This is a genomic window from Microbacterium sp. AK031, from assembly GCF_024807145.1.
In the GTDB taxonomy this organism is placed as follows: domain Bacteria; phylum Actinomycetota; class Actinomycetes; order Actinomycetales; family Microbacteriaceae; genus Microbacterium.
In genome coordinates, this window is the sequence record NZ_JANUCA010000005.1 from 37697 (window position 1) to 63093 (window position 25397).

General features: G+C 65.7%; 23 protein-coding genes and 2 tRNA genes. 4 read left to right on the forward strand and 21 right to left on the reverse strand.

All coding sequences use genetic code 11. From position 1 onward, the window contains the following. Position 1: 1 nt before the first annotated feature. The 6 genes from HDC95_RS10770 to HDC95_RS10795 form a co-directional block, all read right to left on the reverse strand. Positions 2-1729 (reverse strand): carbon starvation protein A, encoded by a 1728-nt coding sequence (locus HDC95_RS10770; protein WP_259063465.1) that lies wholly within the window; start codon positions 1727-1729, stop codon positions 2-4. An 85-nt stretch (positions 1730-1814) separates the two neighbouring features. Continuing rightward, positions 1815-3317: an ABC transporter ATP-binding protein gene (locus HDC95_RS10775; RefSeq protein ID WP_259063466.1), complete on the reverse strand. Its 1503-nt coding sequence runs from the start codon at positions 3315-3317 to the stop codon at positions 1815-1817. Further along, positions 3317-4174 carry an ABC transporter permease gene (locus HDC95_RS10780; RefSeq protein WP_259063468.1) on the reverse strand — a complete coding sequence of 286 codons (858 nt, stop codon included), beginning with the start codon at positions 4172-4174 and terminating at the stop codon, positions 3317-3319. The genes HDC95_RS10775 and HDC95_RS10780 overlap by 1 nt, the downstream gene beginning before the upstream one ends. Continuing rightward, positions 4171-5124, reverse strand: a complete 954-nt coding sequence (locus HDC95_RS10785) for an ABC transporter permease (RefSeq protein WP_259063470.1) — start codon at positions 5122-5124, stop codon at positions 4171-4173. Before HDC95_RS10785 ends, HDC95_RS10780 begins: the two co-directional genes overlap by 4 nt. A gap of 7 nt (positions 5125-5131) precedes the next feature. Further along, on the reverse strand, positions 5132-6751 hold the full coding sequence (locus tag HDC95_RS10790) for an ABC transporter substrate-binding protein (RefSeq protein WP_259063471.1): 1620 nt from the start codon (positions 6749-6751) through the stop codon (positions 5132-5134). A gap of 37 nt (positions 6752-6788) precedes the next feature. After that, positions 6789-7955 (reverse strand): dipeptidase, encoded by a 1167-nt coding sequence (locus HDC95_RS10795; RefSeq protein ID WP_259063473.1) that lies wholly within the window; start codon positions 7953-7955, stop codon positions 6789-6791. A 179-nt stretch (positions 7956-8134) separates the two neighbouring features. Here HDC95_RS10795 and valS point away from each other — a divergent pair, with 179 nt between their 5' ends. Together valS and HDC95_RS10805 are read left to right on the forward strand one after the other, a co-directional pair. After that, on the forward strand, positions 8135-10723 hold the full coding sequence (valS, locus tag HDC95_RS10800; RefSeq protein WP_259063474.1) for a valine--tRNA ligase: 2589 nt from the start codon (positions 8135-8137) through the stop codon (positions 10721-10723). After that, a complete protein-coding gene (locus tag HDC95_RS10805) occupies positions 10723-10938 on the forward strand; it encodes a hypothetical protein (RefSeq protein WP_259063475.1) in 216 nt (71 codons plus the stop codon). The genes valS and HDC95_RS10805 overlap by 1 nt, the downstream gene beginning before the upstream one ends. Before the next feature lie 76 nt (positions 10939-11014). Here HDC95_RS10805 and HDC95_RS10810 read toward each other — a convergent pair whose 3' ends face one another. Next, positions 11015-11245 (reverse strand): hypothetical protein, encoded by a 231-nt coding sequence (locus HDC95_RS10810; protein ID WP_259063476.1) that lies wholly within the window; start codon positions 11243-11245, stop codon positions 11015-11017. Next, the gene (locus HDC95_RS10815) at positions 11242-11862 is read right to left on the reverse strand and encodes a helix-turn-helix domain-containing protein (RefSeq protein WP_259063477.1); all 621 of its coding nucleotides are present in this window, start codon (positions 11860-11862) and stop codon (positions 11242-11244) included. Before HDC95_RS10815 ends, HDC95_RS10810 begins: the two co-directional genes overlap by 4 nt. Positions 11863-11941: 79 nt before the next feature. On the opposite strand from HDC95_RS10815, the gene HDC95_RS10820 reads away from it, so the two are divergent. Then, the gene (locus HDC95_RS10820; protein ID WP_259063478.1) at positions 11942-13993 is read left to right on the forward strand and encodes a M3 family metallopeptidase; all 2052 of its coding nucleotides are present in this window, start codon (positions 11942-11944) and stop codon (positions 13991-13993) included. A 16-nt stretch (positions 13994-14009) separates the two neighbouring features. Here HDC95_RS10820 and HDC95_RS10825 read toward each other — a convergent pair whose 3' ends face one another. The 13 genes from HDC95_RS10825 to HDC95_RS10885 all read right to left on the reverse strand — a co-directional run bounded on the left by HDC95_RS10825 (position 14010) and on the right by HDC95_RS10885 (position 25198). Further along, entirely contained in the window at positions 14010-14378 is a 369-nt protein-coding gene (locus HDC95_RS10825) for a hypothetical protein (protein ID WP_259063479.1), read from the reverse strand. Positions 14379-14455: 77 nt separating this feature from the next. Continuing rightward, entirely contained in the window at positions 14456-15334 is an 879-nt protein-coding gene (locus tag HDC95_RS10830; RefSeq protein WP_259063480.1) for a ketopantoate reductase family protein, read from the reverse strand. 26 nt (positions 15335-15360) lie between these two features. Further along, positions 15361-15903 (reverse strand): NUDIX hydrolase, encoded by a 543-nt coding sequence (locus HDC95_RS10835; RefSeq protein ID WP_259063481.1) that lies wholly within the window; start codon positions 15901-15903, stop codon positions 15361-15363. Continuing rightward, positions 15900-17168, reverse strand: coding sequence for an ATP-dependent Clp protease ATP-binding subunit ClpX (clpX, locus tag HDC95_RS10840; RefSeq protein ID WP_259063482.1), 1269 nt, complete (start codon positions 17166-17168; stop codon positions 15900-15902). Before clpX ends, HDC95_RS10835 begins: the two co-directional genes overlap by 4 nt. An 83-nt stretch (positions 17169-17251) precedes the next feature. Next, positions 17252-18103 (reverse strand): aldehyde dehydrogenase family protein, encoded by an 852-nt coding sequence (locus tag HDC95_RS10845; protein WP_259063483.1) that lies wholly within the window; start codon positions 18101-18103, stop codon positions 17252-17254. Further along, positions 18100-19542, reverse strand: a complete 1443-nt coding sequence (locus tag HDC95_RS10850; protein WP_259063484.1) for an aldehyde dehydrogenase family protein — start codon at positions 19540-19542, stop codon at positions 18100-18102. Before HDC95_RS10850 ends, HDC95_RS10845 begins: the two co-directional genes overlap by 4 nt. A 9-nt stretch (positions 19543-19551) precedes the next feature. Beyond that, positions 19552-20553: a deoxyribose-phosphate aldolase gene (deoC, locus tag HDC95_RS10855; RefSeq protein ID WP_259063486.1), complete on the reverse strand. Its 1002-nt coding sequence runs from the start codon at positions 20551-20553 to the stop codon at positions 19552-19554. Continuing rightward, positions 20550-21563 (reverse strand): sugar-binding transcriptional regulator, encoded by a 1014-nt coding sequence (locus tag HDC95_RS10860; protein ID WP_259063487.1) that lies wholly within the window; start codon positions 21561-21563, stop codon positions 20550-20552. Before HDC95_RS10860 ends, deoC begins: the two co-directional genes overlap by 4 nt. Before the next feature lie 85 nt (positions 21564-21648). Next, a complete protein-coding gene (locus HDC95_RS10865; RefSeq protein ID WP_259063488.1) occupies positions 21649-22296 on the reverse strand; it encodes an ATP-dependent Clp protease proteolytic subunit in 648 nt (215 codons plus the stop codon). 20 nt (positions 22297-22316) lie between these two features. Next, the gene (locus tag HDC95_RS10870) at positions 22317-22913 is read right to left on the reverse strand and encodes an ATP-dependent Clp protease proteolytic subunit (RefSeq protein ID WP_259063489.1); all 597 of its coding nucleotides are present in this window, start codon (positions 22911-22913) and stop codon (positions 22317-22319) included. 80 nt (positions 22914-22993) lie between these two features. After that, positions 22994-23488 carry a tetratricopeptide repeat protein gene (locus HDC95_RS10875; RefSeq protein ID WP_259063490.1) on the reverse strand — a complete coding sequence of 165 codons (495 nt, stop codon included), beginning with the start codon at positions 23486-23488 and terminating at the stop codon, positions 22994-22996. Between the two features lie 67 nt (positions 23489-23555). Next, entirely contained in the window at positions 23556-25061 is a 1506-nt protein-coding gene (gene tig, locus HDC95_RS10880; RefSeq protein WP_259063491.1) for a trigger factor, read from the reverse strand. 60 nt (positions 25062-25121) lie between these two features. Then, positions 25122-25198 (reverse strand) — tRNA-Pro (locus HDC95_RS10885). A 108-nt stretch (positions 25199-25306) separates the two neighbouring features. Between HDC95_RS10885 and HDC95_RS10890 the strand changes: the two genes are divergently transcribed. After that, a tRNA-Gly gene (locus HDC95_RS10890) sits at positions 25307-25380 on the forward strand. The last annotated feature ends 17 nt before the right edge of the window (positions 25381-25397 follow it).

Sequence of the window (25397 nt, forward strand, 5' to 3'; positions counted from 1 at the left end):
ATCAGACCTCCTCGCGAACCGCCTGCGCATTGACGTCGTCGTCTTCCGGTTCGGGCGGTTCTCGCGCCGCCTTGCGCATGGCGATGACCGCCTCGATGGCAACCCAGATGCTCGCGATGATGATGATGACATCGAGCACGAACAGCAGCCAGTCGGGCTGGGCCGGGTCAGCAAAGGACGTGAGCTGATCGATCGCCGCCCAGAACGACATGATGAATACGAACGCCAATGGAAGAAGGGCCGGCAACGGGTTGCGGCGCTTGCGGATGAGCATCACCGCGATGATCGACAGCGTCAGCGACGCCATCAACTGGTTCGTCGTGCCGAACAGCGGCCAGATCCGCAGACCTCCATCGCCGCCGAGTCCCTGGGAGAACGTCAGGCCGAGTCCGACGATGACGACGATGATCGTCGCCGGGATCTTAGTGACACGGATTCGCATGGAATCGCCGATCTCCTGCACGACGAATCGCAGCAATCGCATACCGGTGTCCATCGTCGTCGCGGCGAACAGCACTGCCATCGTCGCGAGCACCGTGGCGCTCAGCGACGCCGGCAGACCGATGCCGCTCTCCATGAGCGCCGCGCCTCCCTGGACGAACGCACCGACACCGCCGGCACCGAACGAACTGTAGATCTCATCCCATTCGGCCACGGTGCGGAAGCCGCCGATGACCGCGAGGATCGTCCCCAGCGCGAGCAGCCCCTCCCCGACAGCGCCGAAGTAGCCGACGAAACGCGCATCGGTCTCCTTGTCGAGCTGCTTCGAGCTCGTCCCGGAGGACACCATGCCGTGGAAGCCTGAGATGGCACCGCAGGCGATCGTGACGAACAGCAATGGCACGAGGCTCGGCGTGCCGGCAGGCAGATCCATGTTGATCATCGGTGCGACGATCTGCGGCTTGTCTGCAGCGAACAGGGTGGCGAGGAGGACGGCGCCGTACAGAAGACCGAGGCCGACGAACAGCTGTACGCCATTGATGTAGTCGCGCGGCTGCAGCAGCACCCAGACCGGAAGCAGCGAGGCAATCGCCCCGTAGACGAACAGCGCGACGATCCAGAACGTCGCCGGGCTCATGCCCAGGGTACTCTCGGGCAGCACGACCGGCACCTGGTTGCCGAGCACGATCAGTGCGTACAGTGCGACGACCCCGACGATGGTGATCGGCACCAGCGGCCAGCGCAGCCGGTACACCGCCACGCCCACCAGCAGCGCCACCACGATCGCTCCCCAGGTGGGAATCACCGCGGTCGGGGTGCTGATCAGCAGATTCTTGATGACGACCGCAAAGGCGGCGATGACCATGAGCAGCAACAGGAAGATGACCACGAGGAACAGGTTCGCCCCGCGTTTGCCGATGTAACGGGCGGAGAGGGCACCTATCGAGCGGCCCTTGTTGCGCGTCGACGCCCACAGCGCACCGAGATCGTGCATCCCGGCGAAGAGCACGGTGCCCAGCGTGACCCAGAGGAAAGCAGGGAGCCAACCCCAGATCACGGCGATCGCCGGACCAACGATGGGCGCTGCACCGGCGACCGAGGTGAAGTGGTGCCCCCACAGGATGTATTTGTTGGTCGGCACGTAGTCGACGCCATCTTCGAGCTCGTGCGCCGGCGTCTTGAAAGAGGCGTCGAGCTTGTACACGCGCTTCGACAAATACTTCGAATAGACGAAATAGCCGAACACGAACATCGCCAAGCCGATGAACATCAGCAGAACAGGAGTCATGAAAGCTGGATTCCTCTCCGGCAGCGACCACCCTGTCGCTGTCTCGTCCCCACCGTAGCAACCCTGAGAAAATGCTGAAAGAACATCACCGGGGTGTCGGTGCAGACGCCGTGAGCAGCTCCTTCGTGAACGGATGCTGCGGGGCCGCGAACACCGCAGCCACAGGACCCTGCTCCACGATGACGCCGTCCTGCATGACGAGCACGTCGTCGGAGACCGCAGCGACCACGTCGAGATCGTGCGAGACGAAGATCATCGTGAGATCACGCTCGCGCTGCAGACGCCCGAGCAGCAGCAGCACCTTCTCGCGCACGGACGGGTCCAGCGCGGACACCGGCTCGTCGAGCACCAGCACATCCGGGTCTGCGGCGAGCGCTCTCGCGATCGCTGCACGCTGCCTCTGCCCGCCGGACAGCTGCGCCGGGCGGCGTCGACCGAGGGATGCGTCGAGACCCACCTCGGCCATCAACGCCGCCACGCGCGCGGCACGAGCGGCGCGCGGCACCTCACCCGCCTCCAGCGCCTCACGAAGCGACCGATCGATCGTCCAACGGGGATCGAAGGCTCCGAGCGGGTTCTGATGCACGAGCTGCACCCTGTGCTCGCCGTTCCAACGGAGCTCACCGGAGTCCGGCTTCTCCACGCCGACGAACATGCGTGCGAGCGTGGTCTTCCCAGACCCCGACTCCCCCACGATCCCCAGAGTCTGCCCCTGGAGCAGTGTGAAGGACGCCCCGTCGACGGCCGGAATGCCCGAGAAAGCCTTCGACACCTCGACGCCTGTGAGCACTGCGTCCCCCAGGCCGAAGCGGTCCGCACGGGGCTCGTGCCTCGTCGCGGCGATCAGCTCACGGGTGTATTCTTCCTGCGGCGCATCCAGCACATCCGCGATCGCACCCTGCTCGATTACCCGCCCCGCGCGCATCACCATCACCCGATCAGCCACACAGCGCACCGCCGCGATGTCATGGCTTATGAAGACCACGGCCGTGCCGGCATCCGCGATCGAACGCAGCAGACCGAGCACGCGCGCCTGCACCGTGGCATCCAACGCCGTCGTCGGCTCATCGGCGACGAGCACCGCCGGCCCACCGGCGAGTGCGGAGGCGATCAGCGCCCGCTGGCGCAGCCCGCCGGAGAGCTCGTGCGGATACTGGCCCGCACGCCGCGCGGCATCCGTCATGGAAACCGATTCGAGCAGCTCGACCGCCCGATCCCGACGCTCGCGTCTCGACAGCCGGGTGTGAATCGCAAGAGGCTCTGCCACCTCGGCGCCGACGCGTCGCAGAGGGTCGAGCGACACCAGGGCATCCTGCGAGACCAGCCCGATCCGGTTCCCCCGCAGCTCACGCCAGTCGGAGTCGGAGAAGTCCCGTGCATCCACGCCGTCGACGCTGAGCACGTCGGCTGCGACGAGTGCGGCATCCGGCGTCAGACCGAGCAGCGCGGATGCCGTGAGCGACTTCCCGGCACCGGACTCTCCCACGATGGCCAGACATTCGCCGGGTGCGACGTCGAACGACACGCCGTCGACAAGACGCATCCCACGGATCGTGATCGACAGATCCTGCACGACGAGCGCGCTCATCACGCCCTCCCCTCGGCCCGCGCGCGCAGCGTCCGACCGACGATGGTCGCTGAGACCACTGTGAGCGTGATCGCCACACCGGGGAACACGGCGATCCACCAGGCCGTGCCGAGCACGTTGCGCCCGCCCGAGAGCATGAGACCCCACTCCGGCGACGGTTCGATCGGTCCGAGTCCGAGGAAGCTGAGGCCTGCGGCTGCGAGGATGCTGGAGCCGATGCCGATCGTCGCGAGCACGCTGAGCGAGCCGAGCACACCGGGAACCACATGGCGGATGAACGCCCGCATCGGCGGCACCCCGAGAATGCGGGCCGCCTCGACATGCTCGGCGAGGGAAAGCGACCGCGTCTGCACCCGCGCAAGTCGCACGTACACGGGGACGGCCGCGATCGTCACGGCGATCGCGACATTCGTCGGTCCGGGTCCCAGCACTGCCACCACCACCAGCGCGACGAGGAATTCCGGGAATGCGAGCAGCACATCCGTGACACGCATCACCGTCGCGTCGATGGCCCGAGGGGCGATGCCGGACAGCGCACCGACGACGAGGCCGATCACCAGCGCCAACGCAGTGGCGAGCAGTCCGATTCCCACCGAACGACCCGCGCCGTGGACGACGCGGGAGAACACGTCACGCCCGCTCTGATCCGTGCCGAACAGGTGCGACGCACTCGGCGGCGACAACGCGGCACGCACATCGGTGCGCAGCGGGTCGTGCGTCGCGATCAGCTGAGGGAACAGCGCCATGGTCGCGACGACGGCGAGAACGGCGAGCGCCGCCCAGGGCAGTACTCGCCGTGAGACTCCTGCCTGCGGTGCCGTGCGCACATGGCCGTCCAACCTGGGCGATACGCTCATGCGCTCACCTCCCGAACGCGCGCGTCGATGGGACGCAGACGCGGATCGAGCAACGGGTACAGCAGCTCGACGATGAGGTTGACTATCACGAACACCAGCGCACTGAACAGGATGATCCCGGTGATCACCGGAAGGTCGCGGTCGGTGATCGCCGACAGTGTCACGCGCCCGAGCCCCGGGCGGGCGAACACCGTCTCGACGAGAACGGCGCCGCCCAGCAGCGATCCGACGAGGTAGGCGGCGAGGGTGAGAGCACCTGCGGCGCCATGGCGGAGCGTGTGGTGGGCAGTGAGGCGCACTTGTCCTGCCCCGTGCGCACGGACCGTGGTCGCCCATGGCTGCCGCTCCGCCGCCTCGATGCCGTCGCGCAGCACCTGACCGAGCAGAGCCGCGACGGGCAGCGCGAGCGTGACGGCAGGGAGCACGATCGTCGCCGGATTGCGCGTGCCGGAGACCGGGAACCACCCCAGCCCGAACGCGAAGACGCTCAAAAGCAGGATGCCGATCCAGAACACCGGAGACGACAGCACAACGAGCTCTAGCCCGGCGACGACACCGCGCGACACCCTGCCGCGGGCGAACAATGCCACGGCGAGGGCGAGAACCACCGCGATCACGAGGGCGAGTGCCGTCAGCTGCACTGTGGCGCCGAGCTGGCGACCGATCACCTCGGTCACCGGCATCCGCAGCTGATACGACTCGCCCAGGTTTCCCTGCAGCAGTTGCCAGAGGTAGGAGAAGTACTGCTCGAGCGGCGGGCGGTCCAGTCCGAGTTCGGCCCGTATGCCGTCTTTGACCGCCTCGCTCACCTGTGCCTGCGGCCCGAGCATCACCGAGACCGGATCGCCGGGGATCACCCTGAATGCGAGGAAGGCGAGCGTCGCCGCACCCCACAGCACGATGACGACGGATGCCGCGAGTCCCGCAACCCGGATGATCAGAGGCTTCACGACCGGATCAGCCGACCGTGACCTCATAGAACAGCGGACGGCCGTACAGGTCGTACTCGAGACCTGAGACGGTGTCGTTCACGGCGGTGATGAGCGACGGGCTGTAGAGCGGCACGATCGCAGTGTACCCAGCGTTCCACTGCTGCAGCTGCTGGTAGATCGCTGCCCGCGCGTCGGCATCGCCGGTGGAGATACCCTCCTCGAGCAGCCCGTCGATCTCAGGATCGGTGACCTGCGAGGCGTTCTGGAAGCCGTCGGTGTGCAGGTGGCTGCGGAGCAGATCACCGTCGACACCGGAGAAGCCCCAGTCCGTGAGATCGAACGTCTTCGGACCGTACTGCTCGTTGTAGGCGCCCGGTTCGAGCACCTCGCGCACCACCTCGAAGCCGATGTCGGCGAGATCGGACTGGATGGCGTTGGCCAGGGCGGCGTTGTCGTCGGACACCGGCGTGTAGGCGATCCATCGCACGGAGAGCCGCTTGCCGTCCTTCATGCGGATGCCGTCGCCGTCGCGCTCGGTCCATCCGGCCTCGTCCAGCAGGCTGTTCGCCTCATCCTGATCGAACGGCCAACTGCCTTCGAGCGAGGCGTCGTATCCCGGGGTCGTGGAACCCAGGATGCTCCAGGCGCGGGGGAACTGGCCGAAGAAGATCTCCTCGACCGCGGCGTCGATGTCGACACCTCTGGCGAACGCCTGCCGCACCTTCTCATCCGCGAACACACCGTACTTCTCGTTCAGGTACAGCGAGTACGGCAGGCCGGGGTATTCGTTCGAGTCGACCGTGAGCGTGTCAGGCAACGAGGCTGCGAGGTTCGGCGGGATGTTGCTGGCGAGGTCGGCCTCGCCGCTCTCCACCACGCCTGCCCGGACAGAGGCCTCCGGCAGTATCTCGACGCGCAGCGTCTCGAACTGTGCAGCCTTCGCACCAACAGGACCCCACGCGTAGTCGGGGTTGCGGGTATAGACGATCTCCTGATCCGGTGTGTACTCGGTGAGTTCGAAAGGTCCTGTGCCCACCGTGACATCCGGGCCGCCCGCCTTCAGCTGATCGGCCGAGCTCTCGAGCACCGCCGGCGAGTAGAAGCCGAGCAGCGGAGTGCTCGCCGCCTGCAGGAACGGCGCATAAGGCTGGCTGAAGCTGACCTCGACCGTGTGCTCGTCGATCACCTCGGTGCCGGCGTAGAAGTCGGCGCCGAGCATGCTCGCCGCCTGGGCCGAGGCCGTCTCGGGGTCGGCGATGCGATCGAAGTTCGCCTTCACGGCGTCCGCATCGAACCGTTCCCCGTCGTGGAAGGTGACGTCGTCGCGCAGATCGAACGTGTAGGTGGTGCTGTCCTCCGACACGGTCCAGTCGGTGGCGAGCCACGGGGAGAACGATCCGTCGGACTCCTGGAAGACCAGCGAGTCGAGCGCGACTCGCTGCACCATGCTCGACACGTCGAGCTGGCTTGTCTGCGGATCCATGTGCCCGGCCGAGAGGTTCGCCCCTTCGATGGCCCAGATCACTTCTCCGCCTCCCTCGCCTTCCGAGGAGCCACCAGGGCCGGCGCAGGCGCTGAGCGCCAGAGCGGTGGCCGCGGCGAGCGCGGTGATGGGCAGAATACGGCGCACGAGCGTGGTAGGCATGCGAGTCCTCAGAAAGAGTGAAGGGGGTCTCTCGATTCTAGCCGGGTTTATTAGACAGGGTCGATCTAATCGAATCAGCCGAAGTATCGGCGCGCTGACGTGCGCGCTTCCGTTCCGCGGCGTCCACCGCCGGCACGATTGCCGCCGCGGACGGGGCACCGGCCTCCCCCGCGAGGAACGCCCCGTAGTCCGCGTCTGATACCTCGAGCACTCGCAGGACGTTCCCGTGTGCTGCAGCCTCGAGCTCGCCCTCCGACCATCCGCGCGCTCGCAACTCCGCGAACAGCGCAGGGTACGAGGAGACATCGTCCAGACCGTCCGGTATCTCATCCGTGCCGTCGTAGTCGGCGCCGATACCGACGGCGTGCACCCCCGCGACGTCTCGGATGTGCTCGATGTGATCGACCGCATCGGAGACGCTGACCGCAGGAGGAGCCCCTTCGCACCCCGCCACCCACCAATCTCGCCGCTGCTGCGAAAGAAAAGTGGGCACGAACGCGAGCATGACGACGCCGCCCTGCTCTCCGATCGCGGCGAGCACGTCATCCGGCACGTTTCTGGGGTGATCGCACAGGGCGAGAGCCGCGGAATGACTGACGATGACCGGGCGCTCAGTCTCCCGGAGTGCGTCGCGCATCGTGCTCGGCGCGACGTGGGCGAGATCGACGAGAACTCCGATCCGGTTCATCTCGCGAACCGCCTCGCGGCCGAAATCGGTCAATCCGCCGTGTCGCGGCTCGTCCGTGGCGGAGTCGGCCAGCGTCGACGTCCGCGACCAGGACAGTGTCAAGTACCGCGCACCTGCACGCGCGAACTGCCGCAGGACCGCGAGGGACCCTCCGAGCTGGTCACCGCCCTCGATGCCGATGAGGGAGGCGATCCGCCCACCGGCCATTGCCGCTCTCACATCCGCGGCGCTGCATGCGAATGCGAGACGTGTCGGATGCGCATCGATCAGGCGATGAACGAAGTCGATCTGCTCCAAGGTGGCGACGACCTGCTCGGCTCCCTCCAGTACCGGATCGACCCACACCGACCAGAACTGCCCGGCGACTCCGCCCGCCGTCATTCGTGGAAGATCGGTATGGAGAGTGGGAACGGAGCGGTCGAGTTCGTGAACCGCGTAGCCGAGCGATGTGCGGCTCGCCCATGCGAGGTCGTTGTGCCCGTCGATGACCGCCGGCGACGTTCTGCTCACGTCCATGCGTCCGCCTCGCTCTCGTTCTGTCATTTCTCGATCATTACAGGGCTGCCTGTCCGCACTGGGCACCGCGCTGTCGCTTCACCGTCATCCCCACCCCGGAGCGCTTCGGTAAGATGAAGACACAACCCACACTCAGGCACGCTCACACAGTGCCGCATACATCGCGCAAGGAGACCTCCATGTCGGCAACCGTCCAGAACCAGATCCCTGACAAGCCCGCACTCGAAGGTCTCGAAGCGAAGTGGGACGGCGTCTGGGCAGAGCAGGGCACCTATCTGTTCGACCGTCTGCGCGCAGCGGAGCTCGGCCGCGACGGCGTGTACTCGATCGACACGCCTCCGCCGACGGCATCCGGTTCTCTGCACATCGGCCACGTGTTCTCGTACACCCACACCGATGTGAAGGCGCGCTACGAGCGCATGCGCGGCAAGAGCGTCTTCTACCCGATCGGCTGGGACGATAACGGACTGCCCACCGAACGCCGCGTGCAGAACTTCTACGGCGTGCGCGTCGATCCGACACTCCCCTACGACGCCGACTTCGTGCCTCCCTTCGAAGGCAACGCGAAGAGCCTGAAGGCCGCCGACCAGCAGCCCATCAGCCGACGCAACTTCATCGAGCTGTGCGAGCGCCTCACGGTCGAGGACGAGAAGCAGTTCGAAGACGTCTTCCGTCAGCTCGGGCTGAGCGTCGACTGGACCCAGACTTACCGCACGATCTCCGACGAGACGATCCGGCAGAGCCAGCTCGGCTTCATCCGCAACCATGAGCGCGGCGAGGCGTATCAGGCGCTCGCGCCGACGCTGTGGGATGTCGACTTCCGCTCCGCCATCGCGCAGGCGGAGCTCGAGGATCGCGACCAGCAGGCGTCGTTCCACCGCATCGCGTTCCACAAGACCGACGGCTCTGGCGACATCCACATCGAGACGACGCGTCCCGAGCTCCTCGCGGCCTGCGTCGCCCTCGTGGCGCACCCCGACGATGAGCGCTATCAGCCGTACTTCGGCCAGACCGTGCGCACACCGCTGTTCGACGTCGAGGTCCCCGTGCTCGCGCACCACCTCGCGCAGCAGGACAAGGGCTCTGGCATCGCCATGGTCTGCACGTTCGGCGACGTCACCGACATGATCTGGTGGCGCGAACTCGACCTGCCGATCCGCACGATCCTGGGTCTGGACGGCCGCGTGATCGCGGAGGCACCCGAAGCGATCACCTCGGATGCCGGGACCGCCGCTTACGCGGAGCTCGCAGGAAAGACCGTCTTCAGTGCCAAGAAGCGCGTCGTCGAGCTGCTGGAGGAAGCGGGCGAGCTGCTCGAGGTCTCCAAGCCCTTCAACCACGCCGTGAAGTTCTTCGAGAAGGGCGATCGCCCGCTGGAGATCGTCTCGACCCGTCAGTGGTACATCCGCAACGGTGCGCGCGATCAGGAACTGCGCGACCAGTTGATCGCGCACGGCAAGCAGTTGCAATGGCACCCCGACTTCATGCGCGTGCGCTACGAGAACTGGGTCGGCGGCCTCACCGGAGACTGGCTCGTCTCGCGTCAGCGCTTCTTCGGTGTGCCGTTGCCGGTCTGGTACGGCCTGGACGAGAACGGCGAGCGCGATTACGACCGCGTCCTGATGGCATCGCCCGAGCAGCTGCCGATCGACCCGACCGGCGATGTCCCCGCGGGCTACACCGAGGCCCAGCGTGGTGCAGCAGGCGGTTTCGAGGCCGAGACCGACATCCTCGACACCTGGGCAACGTCATCGCTGACCCCGCAGCTCGCCGGTGGATGGCAGCGCGACGAGGAACTGTGGAATCTCGTCGCACCGTTCGACGTGCGTCCGCAGGCGCAGGACATCATCCGCACCTGGCTGTTCTCGACCATGCTGCGCTCGACGCTCGAAGACGGCCGCTCGCCATGGAAGCACGCCTCGATCTCCGGCTTCATCGTCGACCCCGACCGTAAGAAGATGTCGAAGTCCAAGGGCAATGTCGTCACACCGGCCGACATCCTCGAGAAGCATGGCTCGGATGCTGTGCGCTACTGGGCGGCTTCCAGCCGCCTGGGTGTGGATGCGGCGTTCGACCCGCAGAACCCTACGCAGATGAAGATCGGCCGCCGCCTGGCGATCAAGGTGCTCAACGCCGCGAAGTTCGTGCTGTCGTTCCCGGTGCCGGAGGGCGCCCAGGTCACGCACGCTCTGGACGCATCGATGCTCACGGCTCTCGATGAGGTCGTCCGCGAGTCGACCAAGGCGTTCGACGCGTTCGATCACGCTCGTGCGATGGAAATCACCGAGTCGTTCTTCTGGGCGTTCTGCGACGACTACCTCGAGCTCGTTAAGGAGCGCGCCTACGATCAGACCGATGTCGGCCAGCCTTCTGCCGCCCTCGCACTGCGCATCGCCCTGTCGACGCTGCTGCGCCTGCTCGCGCCGGTCGTGAGCTTCGCGACCGAAGAGGTATGGAGCTGGTTCGAAGAGGGCTCGATCCACACTGCCGCCTGGCCGAAGCCGCTCGGGACCGACGGCGATCCTGCTGTGCTGGCCGCCGCGAGTGCGGCTCTGATCGGCATTCGCCGCGCCAAGACCGAGGCGAAGGCTTCACAGAAGACCCCGGTGTCGCGTGCCGTGATCGTCGCTCCCGCCGAGACGCTTGAGGCTGTGCGCGCCGCGGCTGACGATCTGCGCGCTGTCGGTCGCATCGCCGAACTGGAGTTCGCAGTGGGCGATGAACTTGCCGTCACCGAGATCGAACTCGTCCCTGTTGAGGCGAACTGATGCAGCTCGGTACGCGTTGGGCGACGGGTTCGGATGCCCCGGCATCCGTCCCCGCGGTCCTGCGGCCGGCCATCGCCGAGGTCGAGTCGCGGGGCGTCACCGGTATGTGGACGCTCACGTGGTTGGAAGGTCGGCCGATCGCCGAACTGGATGCCGGATGGGAAGTGCTGCTCACAGCATCCGGCGAGGTCATCGCCCGCCCGTTCCAGGACTGAGCTGCTCGCGGGTCGTTGAGCGAGCGTCAGCGAGCCGAAACGCGTTGAGCGAGCGCAGCGCGTCGAAGCGAAGTCCTCAGCGCCGCAGGCCCATCTGCGACAGTAGATGCTCCGTCGCCAGAGGGTCGGACCTCCGCGTCTGCTCAGCCTGAATCGCAGCGAGCATCGCCTCGCGCCGATCCTCCCGAAGCTCAGCCCGCGCGATCGCCCATCGCGCGACCCCCTCAGCGATCCTGATCGACGCCCGCTCGAGTGCGGTTGCACCTCGCGGGACGACGTGCGTGCGGGTCATGACCGCTGCGCTCATGACGCGGTCTCCTTCTTGGTCGTGAGGTTCTTCAGCGGGAAGATGTCGGCGCGAACGCTGACCCGGCGAACCCCCTCCCCCTTCTGCCCGCGATACATATCCGCGGCCTCGTCGATGACGGATTCCATCCTGCGGATGAGGTCAATGGTCTGCTCGGCCGTCATGCTGATGCCGCTGGTCATCGACGAACTCGCGTCAACCCACGCGGCCGGCTCCTTGTCGATGCGGCCGCTGAAGAACTCCATGAGCTCTTCGTGGCGACGGCGATGCACTTCGGCGACGGCGACCTGGAGCGCAGCTTCACCCGCCGGTGATCCCTGCACCGCTCGCGAGTCGTACACGATGCCGCCCCCCGGGCGTTCCCACCAGCGTTCGCGACCTCCATGCTCCCCGGCGACCTCGCGGATGAGATCATGCCGCGCCAGCGCCCGCAGGTGATAACTGGTAGCCCCGGAGGACTCCCCCAGTATCTCGGCCAGAGTGCTCGCCGTCTGAGGGCCCTCCTGAGCGAGGATGTCGAAGATCCGCACGCGCAACGGGTGAGACAGCGCGCGCAATGCACCGGCGTCCAGCACCCGCCGTTCCGGTGCGGCGGAGTTCTTCTCGGGCTCGGTCATAATGCAAAGATATCTTTGCAATACATTGTTTGCAAGCATTTCTTTGCATGGCTTTCCGGATTGGCCATAGGCTCGTGGGATGACAGTTGCCGTGAACCCGCTCCTGACGCCATCCACGCTCCCGTACGCGCTCCCCGACTACGCCGTGATCCGCCCCGAGCACTATCCGCCCGCCTTTCACGCGGCGTTCGATGAGCACCTCGCCGAGATCCGACGCATCACGATGGTGCGGTCGATGCCGACCTTCGAGAACACGATGGTGCCTCTGGAGCAAGCAGGCGCGATGCTGGAACGCGTCGCCAACGCGTTCTACACGGTCAGCTCCGCGGATGCGACGGACGAGATACAGGCGATCGATGAGGAGCTCGCGCCACTGATGGCCGCGCACGAAGACGCCATCCGTCTCGACGCACAGCTGTACTGGCGAGTGAAGACGTTGCACGAGCAGCTCGACGATCTGGAACTCGATGGCGAGAGCCGCTACCTGGTGCAGCGCCACTTCCGCGAGATGACGCATGCCGGGGCCGGCCTCGACGACGACGCGAAAGCGCGCCTCACCGCACTGAACCAGCAGCTGTCGACTCTCACCACGACCTTCGAGAAGAACCTGCTTGCCGACACCAACGAGCTCGCGGTGCTGTTCGAGAACGCCTCCGAATTGGACGGGCTCACCGACGGCGAGCTCTCAGCGGCTGCACGTGCGGCTGCCGAGCGCGGCCACGAGAACGGCTACCTGATCTCGCTGACACTGTTCACGGAGCATCCGTATCTCGCGTCCCTGACGAAGCGTGAAAGCCGCCGACGCATCATGGAGGCGTCCCGCTCTCGCGGGACTCGCGGCAATGCGAACGACAACCGCGCGGTGCTGACCGAGATCGCCGGCCTTCGAGCCGAGCGTGCTGCGTTGCTCGGCTATCTGTCGCACGCCGAGTACGTGACGGCGGACGAGACCGCCGGCACGCCAGAAGCGGTGTCCGATCTGCTTCACCGATTGGCGCCAGCCGCGGCATCCAATGCTCGCGCCGAACTGGAAGCGCTTCAGGCCATCGTCGATGAGACCGAGGATGTGCCGTTCGTGCTCGAGGCGCACGACTGGGCGTTCTACACCGAGAAGGTGCGCACGGCGGAGTACGACATCGATACGGTAGCGCTGCGGCCCTGGTTCGAGGCAGAGCGCGTATTGCAGGACGGCGTTTTCTACGCCGCGACGCAGCTGTACGGCGTGACGTTCACCGAGCGCACCGATCTGGTCGCCTACCATCCGGGTGCTCGAATCTTCGAAGTGCACAACCCCGGTGGAACTGCACTCGGTCTGTACGTACTCGACCTGTATACGCGCGACACGAAGCGTGGCGGAGCGTGGATGAATCCGATCGTCAGTCAGTCCGCGTTGCGGGGCACGGCGCCGGTGGTCGTGAACAATCTGAACGTGTCGCAACCGGGCGAAGGCCAGCCGACGCTGCTGACGCTGGACGAGGTGACGACGCTGTTCCACGAGTTCGGTCATGCACTGCACGGGCTGTTCGCGACGGTCAATTACCCGCACTTCGCCGGCACCAACGTGTTCCGCGACTTCGTGGAGTTCCCCAGCCAGGTCAACGAGATGTGGATCCTCTGGCCGGAAGTGCTGGACAACTATGCGCGCCACTACCAAACCGGCGAGCCTCTGGATGCCGGGATCGTGGAGCGCCTGCGCGCGACGGAGACGTTCAACCAGGGGCACGACACCAGCGAGTACCTTGCGGCTGCATGGCTGGATCAGGCGTGGCACCGCGTCGGCGTCGACGCGCAGATCGACGACGTCGTCGCATTCGAGGCCGCGGCGCTTGCCGAGATCGGACTCGACAACCCGGCTGTGCCGACGCGCTATTCGTCCACCTACTTCGCACACGTGTTCTCCGGCGGCTACAGTGCCGGGTACTACTCGTACATCTGGAGCGAGGTGCTCGACGCCGACACCGTGGAGTGGTTCCGAGACAACAGCGGTCTCACCCGCGAGAACGGCGACCGCTTCCGCGCGCGGCTGCTCGGCGTCGGCGGCTCAAGGGATCCGCTCGAGGCCTACCGTGAGTTCCGCGGCCGCGACGCCGAGATCGCCCCGCTGCTGAAACGCCGCGGGCTGGGTGGTTGACGGGGCCGGAGCGCACCTACGCGCGCAGAAGCCCGAGCTCAAGCGCGAAGTCACGCATGCGCGTGGCCATCGACTGCGGCGCTTCTGCGACCCCGAAATGCCCGCCCTCCGGCATCCGATCGAACGAGCGCAGGCCGCGGTAGAAGCACCGCGCGTTACTCTCCGGATAGTCGTGTTCATGACGCTGGATGGCCACCGCCGCCGGAACCTCGACCGGCGGTATCCGCTCGTCATCGCCGGAGTCGAAATATCGCCTGCGCAGGTAGTCGGCGGACATGCCTGCCTCGGGACGCCGCGGCGAGTCGGGAAGCAGTTGGGAATGTGAGAGCCTGTTTCGCAGATCGACGATGGTGTCGTCGGCAACGGAGATCTGAAAGCTTCGCATGGCCACACCCTAGAGCGGACCGCATCGCGATCGTTCCAGAGGACGTGGCCGCGCTGGCGCCCTTCACAACACGCTTGTCATCCGCTCTCGGACAACTTGGCGACGACCTTCTCCAGAGCAGGAACTGCAACATCGTGGCGCTCAGCCTGGCGCAGGAGCACGCCGCCGATCGAGTCGAGCTCGCTTGGGTTGCCTACCGCCAAGTCGGCTTGCAGGGAGGTGCGCATCGTCGCAGGAAATGCCGCCAACGTGGTCGCGAGCGACTCAACAGTGTCGTGTACGCCATCCGTTGCTTCGCAAGCGACGACGTCAGCCAGTAGCGCCTGTGTGAGTGCCGGGTCCCGATCGAGTGCCTCGCCGAGCCCGGTCTGCCAGTAAGAAGTCAACAGTGCCATCGGTGCGAGGAAACGAAACTTGCGCCACAGGACTTCGGCGTCTGTTCCGCCGACAGTCAGCTCGGCCGGAGTCTTCGCGAGGGTGCGCACCGACGTGAATTCCGCAGCACTCGACGGCACAGCAAGACGGAGGAACGGGCTCTTGTGCTCGATCCCTCGGTCTTCGGTTCGGATCGACTCAACAGCGATGCTTCCCGCCGCGACCGGGATGCCCTCGAGTCCCGCCCCCAGTACCTCGCGGTGACCAATTCCGTTCATCAGTGAGAGCACATCGAGGGGCGTGCTGCGCGCGATGAGCTTAAGACTGTCGTCCAATCCGAATGTTTTCACCGCGAGGACCACACTCGCGCCATCCGGCACGGTTTCGCGCGCCGAAACGAACTCGGTCCCCTCGCCGAACAACCCACTGGTGACACGAAGTCCTTGAGAGTTGATCGCCTCGACGGATGCCGCCCTGCCGACGATGACGACGTCTGCCCCGGCGCGTTGAAGAAGCCACGCCAACAGACCACCCACTGCTCCGGGGCCGACAACTGCGATCACAGGCTCGGTATCAGGCACGTCAACACCGTAGCAGTGACCCGGTGTCACATATACGGCAGCGACTTGTACCAGGTCAACTGGTGATAGCTCTGGGGAAGGTGCTCTCCCAATCCCACGAGCGGGAGGGTACGGACGGTGATCAGCTCGCCGTCGTCGAGTTCCTGCTCTGTCACACGCGAGCACCCGCGAGCCAAAAAGTGATGGACGCGGTTCGAGTGATTGCCGAAGTTCGCCCACGTCGCGCCGAGGTCGACGATCTCCTGAGCCTCATACCCGGCCTCTTCGAGAAGTTCTCGCGTCGCCGCGTCGCGTGGTTCTTCTCCGGGCTCCACGGCACCGCCGATCGTCCCCAAGGCGACGATTCCCGCACCGTGGCGGTACTCCTCGACGACGATCGCTGCGCCTTCGTCGTCGATGGCTAGAACCGAGACCCACTCGCTCGGCTCGAGGACGTAGTACGGCGAGATCGTCCGGCCCACGGCATCCACGCACTCGTCCGCGCGCAGCCGGAGCCATCGATCCGCGACGATCGTCTCGCTTGAGATCGTCTGCCAGGGTTCAGGACGGTTGAGATCCGCCACGCTCACGCGCTCTTGCGCTTGCGTTCCATCACTATGGTCGGCGGCGCGCCCTCGTCGACCGCCGCACGAGTGACGACGACCTTCTTGACGTCTTCGGCCGACGGGATCTCGAACATGATCGGACCGAGCACGTCTTCGAGGATCGCACGAAGGCCACGGGCACCTGTCTTTCGCTCCACCGCCAGATCGGCGATCGAACGCAGGGCGTCCTCTTCGAACTCGAGCTCGACGCCGTCGATCGCGAACATGCGCTGGTACTGCTTGACGAGGGCGTTGCGAGGCCCGGTCAAGATGTCGATCAGCGCGTCCTGGTCGAGTGGCGTGACAGATGCCACGACAGGGAGTCGACCGATGAACTCGGGGATCAGGCCGAACTTATGGAGGTCCTCCGGCAGCACCTCGCTGAAGAGATCGAGGTCCTTGGTCTTGTCGTGCAGTGGGGCCCCGAAACCGACGCCGTGCTTGCCGACACGCGCCGACACGATGTCTTCCAGGCCTGCGAAGGCGCCGGCGACGATGAACAGGACGTTCGAGGTGTCGATCTGCAGGAACTCCTGGTGCGGATGCTTGCGACCGCCCTGCGGCGGCACCGAGGCCACTGTGCCTTCGATGATCTTCAGCAACGCCTGCTGCACGCCCTCACCGGAGACATCCCGCGTGATCGAGGGGTTCTCCGACTTGCGGGCGATCTTGTCGATCTCGTCGATGTAGATGATGCCCTGCTCGGCACGCTTCACGTCGTAATCTGCGGCCTGGATGAGCTTGAGGAGGATGTTCTCGACATCTTCGCCGACGTAGCCGGCCTCGGTGAGCGCCGTGGCGTCCGCGACGGCGAAAGGCACGTTGAGACGCTTCGCGAGCGTCTGGGCGAGGTACGTCTTGCCGCAGCCGGTCGGCCCGATCATCAGGATGTTGCTCTTGGCGATCTCGACCTCATCGGCCTTCTGCTCGGCGAGCTGAAGCGTGCCGTGTGCGCGAACGCGCTTGTAGTGGTTGTAGACCGCGACGGACAGCGACCGCTTCGCGGCCTCCTGCCCGACGACGTACTCCTCGAGGAAGGCGTAGATCTCACGCGGCTTGGGGAGCTCGAAATCCGCGACGCCGTCGGCGGACGATTCCGCCATGCGCTCTTCGATGATCTCGTTGCACAGCTCGACGCATTCGTCGCAGATGTACACACCGGGGCCAGCGATCAGCTGCTGCACCTGCTTCTGGCTCTTTCCGCAGAACGAGCACTTGAACAGGTCAGCGCTTTCACCGATTCGGGCCATGCGCATCCTCCTTGGAGAGCCTGAGAGACATCTTCGAGCCTAACCTCTCCCTCAGACACTGGGTCGCATTGGCGCGGTCCGGCTCAGATCAGGCTCTTCGGGTGCCACACCGTCTTCGTCTCGGTGAATGCCGCGATCCGCTCGGGAGATGCCGTCACCTGGCCGGGCGAGAGCACCCGCTTGAGAGTGTCCGCCGCCGCGATCTGCAGGTCGACCCATTCGAGGGCGTCAGCACCGGCGAGGTCGAGCGCGTTGACGTCGGCGTGTGAGGCCAACCACGGTGCGATCTCCGCCGGTGATCCGGTGAGCACGTTCACGACTCCCCCTGGGACGTCGCTCGTCGCGAGCACCTCGGCGAAGCTGATCGCAGAGAGCGGATGCTGCTCGCTCGCGATCACGACGACGGAGTTGCCGGCGACCAGCGCGGGTGCGACCACGGAGACGAGTCCGAGCAGCGCATTGTCCTGCGGTGCGATGATCGCCACGACACCGGTCGGCTCCGGCACCGAGATGTTGAAGTACGGACCGGAGACGGGGTTCGCGTTTCCGGCGACCTGTGCGTATTTGTCGCACCATCCGGCATACCAGACCCACAGGTCCACAGCCTCGTCCACCTGGGCCCCGGCCGCTGCCGCCGAGACGCCCTCCTGCGCGACGATCTCGTCCACGAACTGAGCCCGTCGTCCTTCCAGCACCTCTGCGACCCGGTAGAGCACCTGGCCACGGTTGTATGCCGTCGCTCCTGACCAGCCCTTGACTGCCGAGCGAGCGGCGACCACGGCATCCCTGGCATCCTTGCGAGATCCCTTCGCGGCGTTAGCGAGGAACGCGCCCTTGGCCGAGAGCACCTCGTAGGTGCGGCCCGACTCGCTGCGCGGGAATTTTCCGCCGATGGCGAGCTTGTACGTCTTCGGAACAGTCAGTCGCTTGCTCATGCCGAAGCCCCCTTCAGGTATGCGGTGAGACCATGTCTGCCGCCCTCGCGGCCGTACCCGGATTCCTTGTAGCCGCCGAACGGGCTGGCAGGGTCGAACCGGTTGAACGTGTTCGCCCAGACGACGCCGGCGCGCAACTGATCGGCGACAGCGAGGATGCGCGATCCCTTGTCGGTCCAGATGCCTGCCGACAGTCCATACGGCGTGTTGTTGGCCTTGGCGATCGCTTCGGCCGGCGTGCGGAACGTCAGCACGGAGAGCACCGGTCCGAAGACCTCGTCACGCGCGATGCGGTGCGAGGCCTCGACGCCGGTGAAGATCGTCGGCGCGAACCAGAAGCCCTTGTCCGGGATGGCGCAGTCGGCTGTCCAGCGCTCGGCTCCTTCCGACTCTCCGATATCGCTGAGCTCGCGGATGCGCGCGAGCTGAGCGGCGGAGTTGATCGCACCGATGTCGGTGTTCTTGTCGAGCGGGTCGCCGAGACGCAGGGTCGAAAGGCGCGACTTCAGTCGATCGATGACCTCGTCATGGATCGACTCCTGCACGAGAAGGCGGCTGCCTGCGCAGCAGACGTGCCCCTGGTTGAAGAAGATGCCGTTGACGATCCCCTCGACCGCCTGATCGATCGGGGCGTCATCGAACACGATGTTCGCAGCCTTGCCGCCGAGCTCGAGCGTGACCTTCTTACCCGTGCCGGCGACGGCACGGGCGATGTCGCGCCCGACACCGGTCGAACCGGTGAAGGCGACCTTGTCGACGTCGGGATGACGCACCAGCATCGCCCCGGTGGAGCCTGCACCGGTGACGATGTTCACGACGCCCGCCGGGAGGTCTGCCTGCTGCAGGATCTCGGCGAAGATGAGCGCGGTCAGCGGTGTCGTCTCGGCGGGCTTGAGCACCACGGTATTGCCCGCGGCGAGAGCCGGCGCGATCTTCCATGCCAGCATCAGCAGGGGGAAGTTCCACGGGATTATCTGTCCCGCGACGCCGAGCGCACGCGGGTTCGCACCCAGGCCGGCGTGATCGAGCTTGTCTGCCCATCCGGCGTAGTAGAAGAACCATGACGCGACGAGTGGCACGTCGACGTCGCGGCTCTCCTTGATGGGCTTACCGTTGTCGAGGCTCTCGGCCACAGCGAGCTCACGAGCGCGCTCCTGAACGAGTCGCGCGATGCGGAAGAGGTACTTGCCGCGGTCGCGACCACTCATCTTCGACCACACCTTGTCGTAGGCGCGGCGTGCAGCGGCGACGGCGCGATCGATATCGGCGTCGTCGGCGCCGGCGATCTCGGCGATGTGCGATTCGTCAGCGGGCGAGATGGTCGTGAAGCTCTTGCCTGAGCCGTCGACGAACTCTCCGTCGATGAACAGGCCATAGCTGTCACGCAGGTTCAGGATCGCCTTCGATTCGGGCGCCGGGGCATATTCCAGGAATGACATATCTGGTCCTCAGTCGATCGTGACGTAGTCGGGGCCGGAGTAGTGGCCGGTGGTCATCTTCTGGCGCTGCAGCAGCACGTCGTTCAGCAGGCTCGATGCGCCGAAGCGGAACAGATGCGGTTGGAGCCATTCCTCCCCCGCCGTCTCCGCCACGGTGACGATGTACTTGATGGCGTCCTTGGACGTGCGGATGCCGCCGGCGGGCTTGACGCCGATCTTCTCGCCGGTCGCCCGGTACCAGTCGCGCACGGTCTCGAGCATGAGCAGCGTCGTGGGCAGCGTGGCAGCGGGCTGCACTTTGCCGGTGGACGTCTTGATGAAGTCGCCACCTGCGAGGATTCCGAGCCACGACGCACGCTTGATGTTGTCGTAGGTGTTGAGTTCGCCGGTTTCGAGGATCACCTTTAGCGAGGCGTGGCTGCCGTCTTCACGACGGCAGGCCTCCTTCACAGCGGCGATCTGGTCGAAGACAAGTCCGTAGCGGCCCGAGAGGAACGCTCCACGGTCGATGACCATGTCGATCTCGTCGGCCCCGGCAGCGACTGCCTCCGCCGTGTCGGCGAGCTTGATCGCGAGCGAGGAACGACCGCTCGGGAATGCCGTGGCGACCGCCGCGACCGAGATCTTCCCGTCGTCGGGGTCTCCGTGCATCGCGCCGAGCGCCTCGACGGCATGGCCGACCATGTCTCCGTAGACGCAGACGGCTGCGACGAGCGGTGTCGTCGGGTCTCCGGCATCCGGGTTCTTGGCCTTGGCGACGAGCGAGCGCACCTTGCCGGGGGTGTCGGCGCCTTCGAGCGTGGTGAGATCGATCAGCGAGATGATCTTGTCGATCGCCCACGCCTTCGATGTCGTCTTGATCGAACGGGTCCCCAGACCGGCGGCACGCTGTTCGAGACCTGTCGCATCCACGCCGGGGAGTCCGTGCAGGAAGCGACTCAGTGTGGCGTCGTCGGGCTCTCCGCCCAGCACATCCACCGCGGTGCGGCGGGTGAGTTCTTTGGTCGTCATCGTTCCTCCAACAATGCTCGGGCTGTGTTCTCATCGGTGATCAGAACGCTGCAAAGGCCGCTGGTCACGACTGTACGCGCGATGTCATGCTTCATGGCCCCTGCGGTGACGAAGATCGCGTGCTTCGCTGAGCGCAGGCGATCAAGGCTGACGCCCACTGTGCGCGCATCGAGTTGCGAGTCGACGATGTTGCCGTCGGCGTCGATGTAGCGGCCCAGCACATCGCCGACGGCTCCGCGACGAGCCACCTCCTCGACGTCTGCCGGCGTCAGATAGCCGTTCTCCACGTGCGCGGACGACGCATCGGCGGGGCCGGCGGAATACAGATAAGTCTGCGCATCGGCAGCCTGCTCCAAGATGGCGGAGACGGTGCGATCAGCTTCGATCGCCTGCTTCGTCTCAACACGTTCCAGGATCGCGGGGCTGGGCAGGAGTGTCGCCTGTCCTCCCGCGCGCTGCGCGATGGTCATGGCGAGCGTCGCCGCGCCGCCGGAGCGCCGACTCAGGCTGACCCCGCCGTTGAGCTGAACGACGGTCACGCCGTCGGCCCACCCCTCCGGCAGCGCCTCGGCGACGGCCGTGAGCGTACGTCCCCAACTGACACCGAGTGTGCGCGGAACGGGACGAAGGGCGGTCAGATGATCTGCTGCGGCCTGAGCGACACGATCGAGCGTCGTGCTCTCGTCATCGGGCATCGGAACCACGACGGCATCCTCAAGCCGGAAGCGCTCGCTGAGTTCGCGCTCGAGGCCGAGCTTGCGGGCACGCGGATGCACGATCTCGATCCGCACGATGCCCTTCTCCCTCGCCTGGGTGAGGAGTCGTCCGACCTTCCAACGGGAGATCTTCAGAAGCGCGCCGATTTCGTCCTGCGTCTTCGCCTCGTCGTAGTAGAGCTCGGCGACCCGCACGGTGAGCAGATCTTCGTCCACGGCATCCTCCCTTCCGTGCACCAGCCTACGCGTGAGCACGCACTCGCGCAGCTGAGTGCTCACATGCGCATTGCTCACACCGCCTGCTGCACATCTGTGGGCGCCGTCCGAAGACACGACAAGGGGCTGCAGTCCGAAGACTGCAGCCCCTTGTCGAACCGAGTTATGAGGAGATGCGCTTGCGCGTCGTCAGCACCTGGTCGACGATGCCGTACTCGAGAGCCTGGGCCGCAGACAGGATGTTGTCGCGGTCGATGTCGCGGTTGACCTGCTCCACGGGCTTTCCGGTGTGCATCGCCATGGTCTCCTCGAGCCAGGTGCGCATGCGAAGGATCTCCGCCGCCTGGATCTCGATGTCGGACGCCTGGCCCTGACCGGCCTCGCCCATGGCGGGCTGGTGGATCAGCACTCGAGCATTCGGCAGTGCGAGGCGCTTACCCGGCGCACCGGCTGCGAGCAGCACGGATGCTGCCGAGGCCGCCTGGCCGAGCACGACGGTCTGGATCTGCGGCGCGACGTACTGCATCGTGTCGTAGATGGCCGTCATCGCAGTGAACGAGCCGCCGGGTGAGTTGATGTACATCGTGATGTCGCGCTCGGCGTCCTGGCTCTCGAGAACGAGGAGCTGAGCCATCACGTCGTCGGCCGAGGCGTCGTCGACCTGCACACCCAGGAAGATCACGCGGTCTTCGAAGAGCTTGTTGTACGGGTCCTGGCGCTTGAAGCCGTACGCCGTGCGCTCCTCGAACTGCGGGAGCACGTAGCGGCTGGAGGGCAGGTTGCCGGCGGATTGGAAAGTGGGGGTGTACATAGGAGTCCTTTCGAATCCGCTTAGTTGGCGTCCTGGTCGGTTCCGCCGCCGCCAGTCACGTCACTGGCGTGCTCACGGATGTGGTCGACGAAGCCGTACTCGAGCGCCTCATCAGCGGTGAACCAGCGATCGCGGTCGCCGTCCTCGTTGATCTGCTCGACCGACTTGCCCGTCTGGCCGGCGGTGATCTCGGCCAGGCGCCGCTTCATCGACAGGATGAGCTGAGCCTGGGTCTGGATGTCGCTCGACGTGCCGCCGAAGCCGCCGTGCGGCTGGTGCAGCAGAACGCGAGCGTTCGGCGTGATGTAACGCTTGCCCTTGGTGCCGCTGGTGAGCAGCAGCTGTCCCATCGAGGCGGCCATGCCGATGCCGACCGTGACGATGTCATTCGACACATACTGCATCGTGTCGTAGATGGCCATGCCTGCGGTGATCGAGCCACCGGGCGAGTTGATGTAGAGGTAGATGTCCTTCTCAGAGTCTTCTGCAGCGAGAAGAAGGATCTTCGCGCAGATCTCGTTGGCGTTCTCGTCACGCACCTCTGAGCCCAGCCAGATGATGCGATCCTTCAGCAGCCTGTCGAAGACGCTCGTCGCGAGGAGGGGTTCTGCAGCCATGTCAGCTCCTGTTTCCGTGTTCGGTGATTCGAATCTACCGGCGCGCGCCCGGCCGCCAGGCCGTGTTCGCCGTCGGCATATCAGGCGTCGCGCTCGCCGATCTCCTGTGCGTAGGCGGTCACGGAGCGGTGGTAACGCGGCAGGTGCGGCACGAGTGCGAGCAATGCCACAGAGAGTGCCCTGTGGGGAGCGCCCGAGCTCGCGAGAGCCAAGGCGTGGAAAGCAGCGATGGCGTCACCGTACGGCGAACCTGCTGCGTCCTTCTGCGCCTTCTCGAGGAGCTGGAGCGCCTCGGCGGTCTCCCCCACGTTCCGCAGTGAACTCGCGAGCTGGATGATCGCCTGCGGCTCATGTTCGGCGTCGAGGCCGAGCGTCAGCGCCCTGCGATACAGCGTGATCGCATCGAGCGGACGTCCGGCCGAGTCGCGTGCACCCGCACGCTCGAATTCGGCTCTGGCGTCGTCCGCTCCGCGTTCGGCCGCGATCGCATCGATGCGTGCGATCACCTCTTCATCGACCAGCTCGTTCGCCGCGTCGTCCCAGACCTCGGCGATGCGCTCTTCCCACGTCTTCATGGCGTCTCCTCATACGCGAAAGGACGGATGCCGCAGCATCCGTCCCTTCGTCACGATCGGGGTGCGATCACTCGGCCTTGTCGGCAGCCTTCTTCGCCGGGGCCTTCTTCGCTGCCGGCTTCTTGGCTGCGGGCTTCTCGGCCTCGTCAGTCTTCTTGGCCGGAGCCTTCTTCGCAGCAGGCTTCTCCGCGGAGACGGCGTCGTCGGTCTTCTTCGCAGCGGCCTTCTTCGCGGGAGCCTTCTTCGCGGGCTTCGCCTCGGCGACCGTCTCGGTCTCCGAGGTTTCGTCCTCGTCATCGATGGCGACGAAGCCCGACAGGTCAACGGACTTGCCGTTGGAATCGACGACCTTCACCTTGCCGAGCGCGACAGCGAGCGCCTTGTTGCGGGCGACCTCGCCGGCGAGCGCCGGGAGCTGGTTCGAGGACTGAAGAGCCTCGACGAACTCCTGAGGCGCCATGCCGTACTGCGCAGCGGACTGGACGATGTACTGGCTGAGCTCTTCCTGCGAGACCTGAACGTCAGCCTGCTCGGCGATCGTGTCGAGGAGGACCTGCGTACGGAACTGCTTCTCGCTCGCCTCGGTAACTTCTGCACGGTGCTCGTCATCCTCGAGACGGTTCTCGCCCTCGAGGTGGTTGTGCACCTCGTCCTCGATGAGCTTCGGGGGAACCGGGATGTCGATCTTCTCGAGCAGCGTCTCGATGAGCTGGTCGCGGGCGGCGGAGCCCTGACCGAAGACGGCCTGCTCGCTCACGCGCTCGGCGAGGCTTGCACGCAGTTCTGCGATCGTGTCGAACTCGCTCGCGATCTGAGCGAAGTCGTCGTCGGCCTCAGGAAGCTCGCGCTCCTTGACAGCCTTGACTGAGACGGAGACCTCAGCCTCGGAGCCGGCGTGGTCGCCGCCGACGAGCTTGGAGTTGAAGGTCGTGTCCTCACCTGCAGTGAGGGACTCGATTGCGTCATCGATCCCTTCCAGCAGCTCACCGGAGCCGACCTCGTACGAGACGCCCTCGGCGCGGTCGATCTCGGCGCCGTCAATCGTGGCGACGAGGTCGAGCTCGACGAAGTCGCCCTTCGCTGCCGGGCGGTCAACCGGGATGAGTGTGCCGAAGCGTGCGCGCAGAGTGTCGAGCTCGGCGTCGAGTGCGGCCTCATCGGTCTCGACGGCGTCGACCGTCAGCGTGATGTCATCGAACGAAGGGACCTCGATCTCGGGACGGACGTCGACCTCGACCTCGACGATCAGGTCGCCGGAGAAGTCCTTCTCGTTCGGCCACTGGGTGATGTCGGCGGACGGACGGCCGACGACGCGGAGCTTCTGCTCGTTGGCTGCCTCGCGGAAGAACTTGTCGAGTCCTTCGTTGACGGCATGCTCGATGACGGCACCGCGGCCGATGCGCTGGTCGATGATCGGGGCCGGAACCTTGCCCTTGCGGAAGCCGGGGATCTGTACGTCCTGGGCGATGTGCTCGTACGCGTGCGCCACACTGGGCTTGAGATCGTCCGGGGTGACCGTGATGGTGAGCTTGGCCCGGGTCGGGGTCAGCTTCTCAACGGTGCTGTTCGCCATGCTTGTGTGTTCTCCTTGTGATTTCCGCGTAACCATGCGGTCGTGAGGTATGGAGGGCCGTGGTCGGGGCGACAGGATTTGAACCTGCGACTTCCCGCTCCCAAAGCGGGCGCTCTACCAAGCTGAGCTACGCCCCGTGACCCCGCGCACGGGAACGGCCTTGACGAGTCTAACGGACAGCGGCTCGCTCATCGTCCGCTATGCTTGTTACGTCGGTTCCCGCACCCCTTCGTGGGTCGGTATCCGGGGCTGTAGCTTAGTGGTAAAGCCTCTGTCTTCCAAACAGATGATGCGAGTTCGATTCTCGTCAGCCCCTCCACATTCCTCGGGAGGATT